This is a genomic window from Acidovorax sp. GW821-FHT10E04, from assembly GCF_059415185.1.
Window position 1 is genome coordinate 774,569 of record NZ_JBWKMT010000001.1, and the last position, 12,641, is coordinate 787,209.

The 12,641-nt window shown below is 70.2% G+C and carries 13 protein-coding genes; 6 read left to right on the forward strand and 7 right to left on the reverse strand.

Annotated elements, in window-relative coordinates; genetic code table 11:
* Window positions 1-7: 7 nt before the first annotated feature.
* The 6 genes from AC07OC_RS03525 to AC07OC_RS03550 form a co-directional block, all read right to left on the reverse strand.
* Window positions 8-604: a DUF3299 domain-containing protein gene (locus tag AC07OC_RS03525; RefSeq protein ID WP_218338597.1), complete on the reverse strand. Its 597-nt coding sequence runs from the start codon at window positions 602-604 to the stop codon at window positions 8-10.
* Window positions 605-827: 223 nt separating this feature from the next.
* Window positions 828-1,082, reverse strand: coding sequence for a hypothetical protein (locus AC07OC_RS03530; protein ID WP_218295037.1), 255 nt, complete (start codon window positions 1,080-1,082; stop codon window positions 828-830).
* Between the two features lie 37 nt (window positions 1,083-1,119).
* Complete coding sequence (locus AC07OC_RS03535; protein WP_494600391.1) at window positions 1,120-2,358, reverse strand: FtsX-like permease family protein; 1,239 nt, start codon at window positions 2,356-2,358, stop codon at window positions 1,120-1,122.
* On the reverse strand, window positions 2,355-3,035 hold the full coding sequence (locus AC07OC_RS03540) for an ABC transporter ATP-binding protein (protein ID WP_218338599.1): 681 nt from the start codon (window positions 3,033-3,035) through the stop codon (window positions 2,355-2,357). The genes AC07OC_RS03535 and AC07OC_RS03540 overlap by 4 nt, the downstream gene beginning before the upstream one ends.
* Window positions 3,032-3,457 carry a Fur family transcriptional regulator gene (locus AC07OC_RS03545; RefSeq protein WP_218295321.1) on the reverse strand — a complete coding sequence of 142 codons (426 nt, stop codon included), beginning with the start codon at window positions 3,455-3,457 and terminating at the stop codon, window positions 3,032-3,034. The genes AC07OC_RS03540 and AC07OC_RS03545 overlap by 4 nt, the downstream gene beginning before the upstream one ends.
* 219 nt (window positions 3,458-3,676) lie before the next feature.
* Complete coding sequence (locus AC07OC_RS03550) at window positions 3,677-4,513, reverse strand: helix-turn-helix domain-containing protein (RefSeq protein ID WP_218338600.1); 837 nt, start codon at window positions 4,511-4,513, stop codon at window positions 3,677-3,679.
* A gap of 163 nt (window positions 4,514-4,676) precedes the next feature.
* Between AC07OC_RS03550 and AC07OC_RS03555 the strand changes: the two genes are divergently transcribed.
* Window positions 4,677-5,651 carry a class I SAM-dependent methyltransferase gene (locus AC07OC_RS03555; RefSeq protein WP_218338601.1) on the forward strand — a complete coding sequence of 325 codons (975 nt, stop codon included), beginning with the start codon at window positions 4,677-4,679 and terminating at the stop codon, window positions 5,649-5,651.
* 32 nt (window positions 5,652-5,683) lie between these two features.
* Here the strand turns inward: AC07OC_RS03555 and msrA are convergent, their stop codons facing one another.
* Window positions 5,684-6,223: a peptide-methionine (S)-S-oxide reductase MsrA gene (gene msrA, locus AC07OC_RS03560; protein WP_218295042.1), complete on the reverse strand. Its 540-nt coding sequence runs from the start codon at window positions 6,221-6,223 to the stop codon at window positions 5,684-5,686.
* 93 nt (window positions 6,224-6,316) lie between these two features.
* Here msrA and AC07OC_RS03565 point away from each other — a divergent pair, with 93 nt between their 5' ends.
* Genes AC07OC_RS03565 through AC07OC_RS03585 form a run of 5 tightly spaced genes read left to right on the forward strand, consistent with a single transcriptional unit; the run spans window position 6,317 to window position 12,558 of the window.
* Window positions 6,317-7,039 carry a TetR/AcrR family transcriptional regulator gene (locus AC07OC_RS03565; RefSeq protein ID WP_218295043.1) on the forward strand — a complete coding sequence of 241 codons (723 nt, stop codon included), beginning with the start codon at window positions 6,317-6,319 and terminating at the stop codon, window positions 7,037-7,039.
* Window positions 7,040-7,041: 2 nt separating this feature from the next.
* Window positions 7,042-8,208, forward strand: a complete 1,167-nt coding sequence (locus tag AC07OC_RS03570; protein WP_218295044.1) for an efflux RND transporter periplasmic adaptor subunit — start codon at window positions 7,042-7,044, stop codon at window positions 8,206-8,208.
* Between the two features lie 15 nt (window positions 8,209-8,223).
* A complete protein-coding gene (locus tag AC07OC_RS03575) occupies window positions 8,224-11,430 on the forward strand; it encodes an efflux RND transporter permease subunit (protein ID WP_494600392.1) in 3,207 nt (1,068 codons plus the stop codon).
* 25 nt (window positions 11,431-11,455) lie between these two features.
* Window positions 11,456-12,169: a protein-L-isoaspartate O-methyltransferase family protein gene (locus AC07OC_RS03580; protein WP_218295046.1), complete on the forward strand. Its 714-nt coding sequence runs from the start codon at window positions 11,456-11,458 to the stop codon at window positions 12,167-12,169.
* A 47-nt stretch (window positions 12,170-12,216) separates the two neighbouring features.
* Complete coding sequence (locus AC07OC_RS03585; RefSeq protein ID WP_218295047.1) at window positions 12,217-12,558, forward strand: rhodanese-like domain-containing protein; 342 nt, start codon at window positions 12,217-12,219, stop codon at window positions 12,556-12,558.
* The last annotated feature ends 83 nt before the right edge of the window (window positions 12,559-12,641 follow it).

Here is a 12,641-nt window from a genome sequence, read left to right on the forward strand (position 1 = left end):
CCTGCGATTATTTCACCGGCACGGCCTCGACCACGCGGTAGTACAGGCCGTACTGGTCGTTGTGGAGCACGGTGAACCTGCCTTCGACCACCACGGGCTCCAGCGAATAGCGCACGGGCGTCTTGGCCTTGACCTCGACCATGCTCTCGGGCCCGCCGGGCAGGCAGAACGAGCAGGTCAGCGGCACCGAGGTGAGCAGGAAGTGCGTCTGCGTGGCCTTGGCGTCCAGCGGCATCATGAAGCCCTGGATGCGCTGCGTGGTCTTGTCCATGCCCTTTTGCGCGTCGTTGAACACGGGCAGGATGCCATCCTTGGTCGTTTTCTTGGTCAGGTCGGTCAGCACCGACCAGGGGATCACGTCATTGCGCTGCGGCAGCGGCGCGATGGGACTGTTCGGGCTGTGGTAGCCCGCACCGGAGCCCGACGGCACACCCGCCACCGGCGCACCCCCAGCCCCCGCCGGCAAGGGCGAACTGAGCGCAGGCGCCGCGGAAGGCTGGCCCTGTGCCAGGGCGGTGCCGGAGATGCCGACACCCAACGCCAGCGCCAAAGGCAGAGCGACAGAGCGCCCGGGCACAAACCGAGGCAACAAACGATGGTGCATAAAAATCCCCTTCCGTGAACGCCCCGTGCGCACAGGGCCAACTGTTCCATGACCGCATCAACGCCGTCGAGGAACCACTTGACTCCACCCGACCTTATTTGCGGCTGCGCCCGACAAAACCGGCGCGCCCCCATGCCAGTGCCCCCGTGGAACCGGCTCCGCCGGGCCACCAGGGGCGTCCCCCCCTCAGGGGGGAAGGCGCGCAGCGCCTCAGGGGGGAGCTTTAGTGCATGTGGCGCATGCCGCAGTATTTGCCAATGCCCAGACCCTTGCACGCGGCCTGGAGTTCCTTCTGGCAGGTGTCGTGGCCCTTGCCGGCCTCCAGGCACTTGGCGGCGGCCTCGTGCGCGGCGGCCATGGCGCGGTGGCGCTCGGCATCGGCCTTGGTTTCCTTGTCGGAATGCGCGCCCTGGGCATGCGCCAGCGCGCCCGCCAGCAGCAGGGGTGCCAGGGCCAGGGCGGTGAAGAGCTTCTTCATGGTGAACCTTTCGAATCGGTGGGTCGGAAATGGAAATTCAGGGTTGGCTCAGCAGGTCCGCGACCTCGGTGCGGTAGGCCTGCATCGCTGGCAGCAACGCCGCCAGGGCCGCCACGCCGGCGGCCAGCAGCGGCACGCCGGCCTCCGCGGGCAGCCACACCAGGCCGCTGACGGGCAGCAGGCCCTGTGCCTGCAGTGCCCAGCCCAGCGCGTGGGCCAGGCCGTGGCCCAGCAGCAGGCCCAGGGCGCAGGCCATGGCGGCCAGCCACAGGGCCTCCCACAGCACCAGCCCGGCCACGCGGCCCGGCGGCGCGCCCAGCATGCGCAGCATGGCCAGGTCGGCGCGGCGTTCGCGCACCGCGTTCCACAGCGCGATGAACACGCTGAGGGCCGCCACGGCCAGCAGCACGCCGCCAAAGGCGCGCAGCACATCGGCGCCCACGCCCAGCAGGCGCAGCAGGCGCGTGACCTCGATGGCGGGCGCGGCCGCCTGCATGCCCGTGTCGGCATTGATCCGGCGCGGCAGCGTGACGGCGGCGAGCGGCGTGCGGTAGCGCACCAGGGCCACGGTGACCTCGCGGTCGTCCTTCAGCAGTTCCAGGTCCTCGTCATCGGTGGCCATGGCGCTCTCGTGCACCATCCAGACGGATTCGGTGCTGGTGAGGATGAGCCGGTCGAGCACGCAGCCGCAAGGCGCCAGCACACCGCTCACGCGGTAGGGGTGGTCGCCGTGCGCGTGCCCTCCCCCGCCCAGCCCGTGGCTGCCCACAAAGGTGGCACCCACCAGCTGCGCACCGCCATGGCCGGCCCTGACAATGCCGCGCGCCACGGTGGTGCCCAGCACCGCATCCATGGGCTGGCGCCACAGCACGCCTTCGGCCAGCGCGGCCTCGTAGTGCGCCACGTAGTCGGGCGTGGTGCCCACGATGCGAAAGCCCTGGTAGCTGTCGCCCAGGCTGAGCGGGATGACCTGCGCCACCAGCGGGTTCTTCTGCAGCGCCTGCACCTCCTGCAGCGGAATGTTGCCCGTGGGCACGTCGATGTGGAACACCCCCGCCAGGATGAGCTGCAGCGGGCTGCCCTTGGCGCCCACCACGAGGTCGATGCCCGCGAGGTCGCGCTCGAACGCCTTGTCCAGCTGCGTGGCCACCAGCAGCACCAGCGTGATGGCCGCCAGGCCCAGCGTGAGCACCAGCAGGTTGAGCACGGCCGCCAGGGGGCGCGACCACAGGTAGCGCCAGGACAGGCGGGCCAGCTTGATTGCTACTGAATTCATAGCTTTTCGCGCTTGTCCTGCAAGCGCCCGGGGCCAATTTCGTTCAAATCCAGCATCTGCGCGCTGGCCAGGGCCTGCACCACGCGCTGGTCGTGCGTGGCAATCACCAGGCTGGCATCGCAGGCGGCGGCGCTTTGCCGCAGCAAGTCCAGCGCATCGGCGGCGGCCTCGTCGTCCAGGCTGGCCGTGGGCTCGTCGGCCAGCAGCAGCTCGGGCGACAGCAGCACGGCCCGCGCCAGCGCGACGCGCTGCGCCTGCCCGCCCGAGAGCTGGTGTGGCCGGCGCGTGGCGAGTTCGGCCACGCCCACCTGCGCCAAGGCACGGGTGATAGCGGCATCGTCGCGCGGCAGCCCGGCGGCAAAGTAGACCAGCGCCAGGTTGTCGGCCACCGTGAGCGCGCTGGAGAGGTACAGCTTCTGCGGCAAAAAGCCGATGCTGCGCGCGCGCCAGGCGTCAATCTCGGCGCCCCGCTGCGTGCCCAGCTGGGTGCCCGCCACGAACAGATCGCCGCCGCTGGCACCCCGCAGGCCGGCGATGAGCGACAGCCAGGTGGACTTGCCGGTGCCCGAGCGCCCCCGCAGCAGCAGCATGCCGCCCTGGCGCAGGTCCACATCGGGGAAGCGCAGCGGCGCGTCGCCGCCGGGGTAGGCATAGGAAAGGCCCCGGGTGCGGATCATGCGGCGGCGCCCTCGGCAGGGTGCGCGCAGCCCGCGCAGCGGCCGCGCACCGCGATGTCCACCGCCAGGCTCTCATGCCCCGCCGTGGCCAGTGCCTGCAGCACCTGCCTGAGCGCGGTCCGCACCTTGGCCGAGCCCTGCGACAGGCGGAACTGGCGGTGGCAGTCATCGCATTCAAAGCGCGGCGCCGCGCCGTCGTCGCCCTGCGGCGCGAGCGCGTAGCGCGTGACGCGGGCGGCATCCACCTGCTTGTGCAGCAGGCCCGCGGCGGCAAACCGGTCGAGCATGCGGTAGACGGTGACCTTGTTGACGGGGGCGCCAGCGCCAGCCAGCGCGGCTTCCACCTCTGCCTCGGACAACGCAGCCTCAGGGCGCGCCGCGTACAGCGCCGCCAGTGCCCGCGTGGCACGGGTGGCGCGCATGCCGGCGGGCAAGGTCCAGGTGGCGGCGGGCACTGTGGCGGGGGAGCGGCGGGGTGTGGGCATGGCGGGTGCGGGGCGGCGGCGCCTGTAACGCAATCAGCTTGCATTATGCAGGCAGCCGGCACCCCGCGGCGGCAATCACCGCCCGTGGGCACGGGCCATCCCGCCCCTTCAGTGCCTTCTGGCCGCCGCGCCAGCACCGTCCCGGGGCGCGAGGCCTCAGGACCAGAGGCGGTAAAGCCAGTAGCTTTCGTCCTCGGCCTGCACGCGCCGGGCCAGCTCGGAGGGGCTTTGTCCCGTGACGCGCTGCGTCTCGCGGCACAGGTGGGCCTGGTCGGCGTAGCCCGCGCCCAGCGCCACGTCGTGCCAGCGTGGCGCGTGCCCCGACTGTTCGCTCTCCAGCCGGGCCCGCGTGAGCGTGGTTTCCGCCCGCGACAGCCAGCCAAGGCGCCGCAGCGACTGGCCGGCCCAGGTCCGCACGTGGCGCTCCAGGCTGCGCAGGCTGCCCCCCAGGCCCCGGGCGGCAGCGTGGGCCTGCAATTCGCGCATCCAGCGCACGGCCGCGGCGGCGCCCGCCGCAGGGGCCTCTGCATGCGCAGGTTCCTGGCTGGCCACGAAGTCCTCCAGCAGCGCCATCCGCTGCGCATCGCTGGCGGCCGCGCGCACGCCGTCGCACAGCGCGAGCCAGGCGGGCGGCAGAACGTCCTGCACGGGCAGCAGTCCGTCTACCAGGGTGCTGATGTCCAGGCCCGTGAGCCGGTGGAATGCCTGCGGATGGAAGACCACGCCAAAGGTGCGCACCGGGCCGGGGTTGCGGGTCACCAGCGGCCGGGTCTGGGGCCCCAGCAGCAGCGTGGCCGGCAGCGCCCGCACCGCCTGCTGGCCGGGGCCGAGCTGCTCGGAGCTGCCCTCCAGGTACCAGGCGATGCCGCAGTACACCGAGGCCGGATAGCGGTTGAGCTGCGGGCCTTGCGCCGTGCCGTGCGCACGGCGCGTGGTGTCCTTGGTGATGTACGCGCGGATGCACCCCGCCAGCGGCGAAGGCGGCAGGACCACGGTGGCAAAAGGGAGCTGGAACCGGATTCGCACAGGCCCGCATCGTAAACAGGTCCGCCCCGGATCCCAACGCTGGACCACCAGGCGCCAGGCCTGCGGCACGCCGCGCCTGGCGAAAACGTTCAAGACGGCACCGCCGGCGCGCGCCAGAATCACCCGCACCATGACACCCACGACCCGCTCCGCCGCACCTGCCCCCTCCACCCCGCAGCAGCCGCTGCTGGCATCGGCCCGGCCCAGCCATACCGCCCTGCTGTGCGGCATCGCGCGCGCCCGGCACCAGTTGATCGAGGGCGGCGAGATCTTCGCCGACCCGCTGGCGCTGGACATCCTGGGCCCCGCCGGGGCCGCGCAGGTGCGGCAGGCGCTTGAGGGCGATGGCCCGCAAGGCCTTGCGAGGGACGCGGGGAGTTTTTCGCAGGCCATGCGCGGCGCCCTGGCGGTGCGCAGCCGCATTGCCGAGGACACGCTGCGCGAGGCCGTGGCCGCCGGGGCCACCCAGTACGTGGTGCTGGGCGCGGGCCTGGACACCTTTGCCTTGCGCGGTGAATGGCCGCGCGGCCTGGCGCGCGTGTTCGAGGTGGACCACCCGTCCACCCAGGCATGGAAGCGGGGCCTGGCCGCTTCGGCGGGCTTGCGCATGCCCCCGGGGGCTGCCTATGTGCCGGTGGACTTCGAGCGCCAGGATTTCATGGAGCAGCTGGCGGCCCAGGGCCTGGACGCGGGCCAGCGCACGGTGTTCTCCTGGCTGGGCGTGACGATGTACCTCGCCCCCTCGGCCGTGCAGGCCACGCTCGCGCGCATCGGTGCCGGGGCGGCGCCGGGGAGCGTGCTGGTGTTTGACTACGTGCGCCGCCCGGGGGCGCTGCAATGGGGCCGCAAGCTGGCGCTGGGCCTGATGGCGCGGCGTTTCGGCCGCATGGGCGAGCCCTGGCGGTGTTTCCTGCGCGATGCCGAGCTGCGGGCCCTGCTGGCGGGCCATGGCTTCGAGCCTGCCGAGTTCATCACGCCCGCCATGATCCGCAGCACGCTGCTGGCCCACCGGCCCAGCACGCGGCGCCAGCGGGTGCTGGGCGGGCTGCTGGGTGGCGTCGTGCGGGTGCGTGTGGGTGCGCGGGCCCCCGCGGCGGCCCGGTGACCACCGCCGCGGCCTGCGTCACCGCCGCTCCGTCACGCCGGCTTGAGATAGCGGGCGAAGGTCTTGCGGAACTTGTCCACCTTGGGGCCCACCACGAAGGCGCAGTAGCCCTGGTTCGGGTTGTTCGCGAAGTAGTCCTGGTGGTAGGCCTCGGCCGCGCTGTAGTTGGCCAGCGGCTTCACCTCGGTGGTGATGGGCGCGCCGAACAGCTTGTCCTGCGACATCTGGCGGATCATGCCGTGGGCGATGTCGCCGTGCGCGGGGTTGTCGTAGTAGATGCCGCTGCGGTACTGCGTGCCCACGTCGTTGCCCTGGCGGTTGAGGGTGGTCGGGTCGTGGGTATGGAAGAAGATCTCCAGGATCTCCTCCAGGCTGATCTCGTCGGCGTCGAACGTCAGGCGCACCACCTCGGCATGCCCGGTGTCGCCCCGGCAGATCTGCTCGTAGCTGGGGTTCAGCGTGTGGCCGTTGGTATAGCCGCTCTCCACGTCGGTGATGCCCCGCACGCGGTCGAACACGGCCTCGGTGCACCAGAAGCAGCCGCCGCCCAGAGTGATGGTTTGCAAGGTCATGGTGGTCCTTTGGTTGTGCTTTGCGATTATGAATTGACGCTCCGGCAGGTGCTTGCTACATTACTAACCGGTCAGTCATTAACAGAATTTCCCTTGTCCCCCACGCCCAACCCCTCTTCCGCCCCCCCGGGCACCAAGCGCGAGCGCCGCAAGGAAGCCCGTCCTGGCGAGCTGCTGGAAGCGGCGCTGGACCTTTTTGTCGAGAAGGGCTTCGCCGCGACCCGTGTGGATGAGGTGGCGGCGCGTGCCGGGGTTTCCAAGGGCACGCTGTTCCTGTATTTCCCCAGCAAGGAAGAACTCTTCAAGGCCGTGGTGCGGCACAACATCGCCGGCCGCTTCGAGGAGTGGACGCAAGAGCTGGAGACCTTCGAAGGCACCACCGCCGAGCTGCTGCGCTATTGCTACGAGGTGTGGTGGGAGCGCATCGGCTCCACCAAGGCCTCGGGCATCACCAAGCTGATGTTCAGCGAAGCCCAGAACTTCCCCGAGATCATGCAGTTTTACCAGCAGGAAGTGATCCAGCCGGGCCAGGGGCTGATCCGCCGCATCATCCAGCGCGGCATCGAGCGCGGCGAGTTCCGGCCGGTGGCGCTCGACTACATCGTGCACGTGGTGCTGGCCCCCATGATCTTCCTGATGATGTGGAAACACTCGCTGGCGGTCTGCATCCCCGACGGCCTGGGCCTGCAGCCCGAGCTGTTCATCCAGGCGCAGATCGACAACGTGCTGCATGGGCTGCTCGTGCGGCCCGATGCACCCCCGTGCGCCCCTCCCTCCTCCTCCCCTTCTTCTTCTCCGCCCGTGCGCGGCGCCTGACCATGAAACGCTGGATTCCCTGGGTGGCGGCAGCCATCGTCGTTGTGTTGCTGGGCGGCGGCGCGTGGCGCGCCATGGCGGCCCGCCAGGCGCAGCAGAAGGCGCTGAGCGAGGCCAGCGCCCAGAAGGCGCAGGCGCCGCTGCAGCTGGCCGCGGACGAGATCGTCACCGTGCGGCGCCAGAGCCTCACGCTGGAAGTGCCGGTGTCGGGTTCGCTGCGGGCGGTCGAGTCGGCCATGGTCAAGGCCCGCGTGGGCGGGGAACTGCAGGGCCTCATCCTGCGCGAGGGCGACAGCGTCAGGGCCGGCCAGGAAATCGCCCGCATCGACCCCACCGAAGCCCGCGCACGGCTGCGCCAGGCGCAGCAGCAGGCCGATGCCGCCAAGTCCCAGGTGGACATCAACCAGCGGCAATACGCCAACAACCGCGCGCTGGTGGACCAGGGTTTCATTTCGCCCACGGCGCTGGTCACCTCGCAGGCCAGCCTGGAGGCGGCGCAGTCGAGCCACCAGGCCGCCGTCTCGGCCGCCGACGTGGCGCGCAAGGCGCTCGACGACACCGTGCTCAAGAGCCCGATCACCGGGCTGGTGGCCCAGCGCCTGGCCCAGCCCGGCGAGCGCGTGGCCGTGGACGCCCGCATCATCGAGGTGGTGGACCTCTCCCGCCTGGAGCTGGAGGCGCTGCTGAGCCCCGCCGATTCGCTGGCCGTGCGCGTGGGCCAGAAGGCCCTGCTCACCATGGAAGGCTCGGCCGTGCCCGTGCCCGCCACCGTGGCGCGCATCAACCCCAGCGCACAGGCCGGCAGCCGCACGGTGCCCGTCTACCTGCGGGTGGAGCAGGCCCGGGGCGAAACGCCGCTGCGCCAGGGCCTGTTCGTGCAGGGCACGCTCGACACCGGCCGCGCCGAGGTGCTGGCCGTGCCGCTGGATGCCGTGCGCACCGACAAGCCAGCGCCCTACCTGCAGACGCTCAAGGACGGCCGCGTGGCCTACGTGGAGGTCAAGACCGGTGCGCGGTCGGTGCTGAGCGGCCAGACCTGGGTCGCCATCGAGGGCGTGGCCGAGGGCACGCCCGTGATCGCCGGCCGCATCGGACAGCTGCGCGAGGGCACCGCCGTGGCGGCTGCCGCGCCCGCCGCCCCGGCCTCCGTGCCCCGCACCGCCCCCTGACCGCGCCGCACCGCCATGTGGTTCACCAAAGTCAGCCTCAAGAACCCCGTGTTCGCCACCATGGTGATGCTCGCCATCGTGGTGCTGGGCCTGTTCTCGTACCAGCGCCTGAAGGTCGATCAATTCCCCAACATCGACTTCCCGGTGGTGGTGGTCACCGTGGACTATCCCGGTGCGTCGCCGGAAATCGTCGAAAGCGAAGTCACCAAGAAGATCGAGGAAGGCGTCAACTCGATCGCCGGCATCAACGCCCTCACCTCGCGCAGCTATGAGGGCACGGCCGTCGTCATCATCGAGTTCCAGCTGCACATCGACGGCCGCAAGGCCGCCGAGGACGTGCGCGAGAAGGTGGCCACCGTGCGCCCCCTGCTGCGCACCGAGGTCAAGGAGCCGCGCGTGCTGCGCTTCGACCCCGCCAGCCGGGCCGTGTGGTCGCTGGCCGTGCTGCCGGACGACACGGCGGGCGCCACGGCCCGCAGTGCCGTGGAGCTGACCACCTGGGCCGAGCAGACGCTGAAGAAGCGCCTGGAGAACGTGCGCGGCGTGGGCGCCGTGAACCTGGTGGGCGCCACCAAGCGCGAGATCAACATCTACCTGAACCCGCAGGCGCTCGAAGCCTTCGGCGTGACGCCCGACCAGGTGGCCAGCGCCGTGCGCAACGAGAACCAGGACCTGCCCGTGGGCTCCATCCGGTCCCTCGCGCAGGAGCGCGTGGTGCAGATCGACGCACGCATGCAGCGCCCCGAGGACTTCGGCAGGATCATCGTCGCGCGCAAGAACGGTGCGCCCGTCCGCCTGGACCAGGTGGCCCGCGTGAACGACGGCGCGCAGGAAGTCGAAAGCCTGGCCCTGTACAACGGCCAGCGCACGCTGCTGCTGTCGGTGCAGAAGTCGCAGGGCGAGAACACCATCGAGGTGGTGGACGGCCTGACCGCCGCCGTGGCCGAACTCAAGAGCCAGTTGCCGCCCGGCGTGCGGCTGGAGACCATCGGCGACAGCGCCCGCCCCATCCGCGTGGCGGTGAACAACGTGCGCCAGACGCTGATCGAGGGCGCCATCCTCACGGTGCTCATCGTCTTCCTGTTCCTGAACTCCTGGCGCTCCACGGTGATCACGGGCCTCACCTTGCCCATCGCGCTGATCGGCACCTTCCTGTTCATGAACATGTTCGGCTTCACCATCAACATGATCACGCTGATGGCGCTGAGCCTGTGCGTGGGCCTGCTGATCGACGATGCCATCGTGGTGCGCGAGAACATCGTGCGCCACGTGCAGATGGGCAAGGGCGCTTACGACGCGGCGATGGACGGCACGCAGGAGATCGGCCTGGCCGTGCTGGCCACCACGCTGTCCATCGTGGCGGTGTTCATGCCCATCGGCTTCATGGGCGGCATCATCGGCAAGTTCTTTCACGAGTTCGGCATCACCATCGTCGCGGCGGTGATGATCTCGATGTTCGTGAGCTTCACGCTCGACCCCATGCTGTCGAGCATCTGGCACGACCCGAGCATCCACGCCCACGCCCACGGGCAGCGCACCGAGCCGGTCACGTTCTACGACAAGACCATCGGCCGCGTCACGGGCTGGTTCGACCGGGCCACCGATGCGCTGGCCGAAGGCTACCAGGGCATCCTGCGCTGGTCGCTGGTGCACAAGCTGGCCACCATGGGCATTGCGCTGGCCATCTTCGTGCTGAGCATTTTCATGGTGCCGCTGCTGGGCACCGAGTTCGTGCCCAAGGCCGACTTCTCCGAAACCACCGTCAATTTCTACACGCCGGTGGGCTCCTCGCTGGAAGCGACCGAGGCCAAGGCCCGGCAGGTGGAAGGCATCCTGCGCGAGATGCCGGAAGTGCGCTACACCCTGGCCACCATCAACACCGGCAGCGCGCAAGGCAAGATGTACGCCAATCTGTACGTGCGCCTGGTGGACCGCAAGGACCGCAGCCGCAGCGTGGACCAGATGTCGGACGTGCTGCGCGAGCGCCTGAAGCAGGTGCCCGGCATCACGGTGACCCACGTGGGCCTGCTCGATGCCGTGGGCGGCCAGAAGCAGGTGGAGTTCTCGCTGCAGGGCCCCGACCTGCAGGAGCTGGAGCGCCTGACCAGGATCGTCACGGACAAGATCCGCGACATCCCGGGCCTGGTGGACCTGGACACCAGCGCCAAGCCCGACAAGCCGGTGATCGCCCTCGATGTGCGCCGCGAGGCCGCCTCCGACCTCGGCCTGGCCGTGGCCCCCATGGCCGCCTCGCTGCGCACGCTGGTGGCGGGCACCACCGTGGGCAACTGGCGCGCGCCGGACGACCAGACCTATGACGTGAATGTGCGCCTGGCCCCCGAGGCCCGCACCGCCCCCGCAGACCTGGAGCGCCTGCCCTTCGCGCTGACGGCCGCCGACGGAACCACGCGCATCGTGCGCCTGAACCAGGTGGCCCGCGTGACCGAATCCACCGGCGCCAACCAGATCAACCGGCGCGACCTGACCCGCGAGGTGGCCGTGAACGCCAACGTGGCCCAGCGCTCGGCCGGCGAGGTGTCCAACGACATCAAGAAGGCGCTCGAGAGCGTGAGCTTCCCGCCCGGCTACCGCTACCAGTTCGGCGGCTCCACCAAGAACATGGCCGAGTCCTTCGGCTATGCCATCTCGGCCCTGGCCATGGCCATCATCTTCATCTACATGATCCTGGCGAGCCAGTTCAAGAGCTTTTTGCAGCCGCTGGCGCTCATGACCTCGCTGCCGCTCACGCTCATCGGCGTGGTGCTGGCGCTCCTGATGTTCCGCTCCACGCTGTCGATGTTCTCCATCATCGGCGTGGTGATGCTGATGGGCCTCGTGACCAAGAACGCCATCCTGCTGGTGGACTTCGCGATCCGCGCCCGCGAGGAACACGTGAACGACGAAGGCCGCACCGTGCCCGGCCTGCCCCGGGCGGACGCCCTGCTGCTGGCCGCGCGCGTGCGGCTGCGCCCCATCCTCATGACCACGCTGGCCATGATCTTCGGCATGGTGCCGCTCGCGTTCGCGCTGTCCGAGGGTTCCGAGCAGCGCGCGCCCATGGGCCAGGCGGTGATCGGCGGGGTGATCACCTCCTCGCTGCTCACGCTGGTGGTGGTGCCGGTGGTGTATTGCTACATGGACGATCTGGCGCAATGGGCCCTTCGCCGCATGGGCCGCGGCCGCCCCCTGGCCGGGGCCTCTAAAATCGAGGGTTTGTCCTGACCCACGCCTCCCCTGGAGAAATCCCATGAACATGCCTCTGAACACGTCCGCCAATACCAGCGACCCCGTCGCCCAGGCCCGCTACAACATGATCGAGCAGCAGATCCGTCCCTGGAACGTGCTGGACGCCGACGTGCTGGACCTGCTGGCGATCGTTCGCCGCGAAGATTTCGTGCCTCCGGCCTACCGCAACATGGCGTTCATGGACATTGAAGTGCCCCTGCTCGGCAATGACGCCGAAGAGGCCGTGCGCCTGGGCCACAGCATGCTGCAGCCGCGCGTCGAGGCGCGCATCCTGCAGGACCTGCAAATCAAGCCCACCGACCGCGTGCTGGAGATCGGCGCGGGCTCCGGCTACATGGCCGCCCTGCTCGCCCACCGCGCCGAGCGCGTGGTGTCCCTCGAGATCAACCCCGAGCTGGCCGAGATGGCCCGCGAGAACCTGCGCGACGCGGGCATCCAGAACGCCGACGTGCGCCAGGGCGACGGCGCCCGCGATGCCATCCCCGATGGCCCGTTCGACGTGATCGTGCTCAGCGGCTCGGTCGCCGAAGTCCCCACGGCCCTGCTGTCGCACCTGCGCGATGGCGGCCGCCTGGGCGCCATCGTCGGCGGCGAACCCGTCATGCGCTTCACCGTGACCCGCCGCGCCGGCGACCGTTTCGAGACGGTGTCGCCCTGGGACACCATCGCGCCGCGCCTCGTGAACTTCCCCGAGCCGTCCGGCTTCACGTTCTGACCCCGGCTCCCCGAGCCTTGCATCCTGAGTCCCCTTCGGAGTCCTGCATGATCGATCACGTCCGTCCCGCCCAGCTGTCCGCCTGGTTCGCCGCCGCCCCCGAAGGCGGCCAGCCCCTGGTGCTGGACGTGCGCGAGCCCTGGGAGCTGCAGACCGCCAGCGTGCGTGCGGACGGCTTCGAGCTGGCCGCCATCCCCATGGGCGAGCTGTCCGGGCGCCTGGCCGAGCTGAACCCCGCCCGCCCCATCGCCTGCCTGTGCCACCACGGCGCCCGCAGCCTGCGCGTGGCGGCCTTCCTGCAGCACCACGGTTTTGAGCAGGTGGCCAACATCACCGGCGGCATCGACGCCTGGTCGCAGGAAAGCGACCCCGCCGTGCCCCGCTATTGACGACGGCGGCGGCCGGACCGCCCGCAGCCACCGCGCCTGTTTTGCCCCATTTTCGACACGCAGACTCTTTTCCGAAGGACCTC

Excerpts from the sequence above, each read along its gene's own strand:
- AC07OC_RS03525 (WP_218338597.1), bottom strand. The coding sequence starts at position 604 with ATGCACCATCGTTTGTTGCCTCGGTTTGTGCCCGGGCGCTCTGTCGCT.
- AC07OC_RS03530 (WP_218295037.1), bottom strand. The coding sequence starts at position 1,082 with ATGAAGAAGCTCTTCACCGCCCTGGCCCTGGCACCCCTGCTGCTGGCG.
- AC07OC_RS03535 (WP_494600391.1), bottom strand. The coding sequence starts at position 2,358 with ATGAATTCAGTAGCAATCAAGCTGGCCCGCCTGTCCTGGCGCTACCTG.
- AC07OC_RS03540 (WP_218338599.1), bottom strand. The coding sequence starts at position 3,035 with ATGATCCGCACCCGGGGCCTTTCCTATGCCTACCCCGGCGGCGACGCG.
- AC07OC_RS03545 (WP_218295321.1), bottom strand. The coding sequence starts at position 3,457 with ATGCGCGCCACCCGTGCCACGCGGGCACTGGCGGCGCTGTACGCGGCG.
- AC07OC_RS03555 (WP_218338601.1), top strand. The coding sequence starts at position 4,677 with ATGACACCCACGACCCGCTCCGCCGCACCTGCCCCCTCCACCCCGCAG.
- msrA (WP_218295042.1), bottom strand. The coding sequence starts at position 6,223 with ATGACCTTGCAAACCATCACTCTGGGCGGCGGCTGCTTCTGGTGCACC.
- AC07OC_RS03570 (WP_218295044.1), top strand. The coding sequence starts at position 7,042 with ATGAAACGCTGGATTCCCTGGGTGGCGGCAGCCATCGTCGTTGTGTTG.
- AC07OC_RS03575 (WP_494600392.1), top strand. The coding sequence starts at position 8,224 with ATGTGGTTCACCAAAGTCAGCCTCAAGAACCCCGTGTTCGCCACCATG.
- AC07OC_RS03580 (WP_218295046.1), top strand. The coding sequence starts at position 11,456 with ATGAACATGCCTCTGAACACGTCCGCCAATACCAGCGACCCCGTCGCC.
- AC07OC_RS03585 (WP_218295047.1), top strand. The coding sequence starts at position 12,217 with ATGATCGATCACGTCCGTCCCGCCCAGCTGTCCGCCTGGTTCGCCGCC.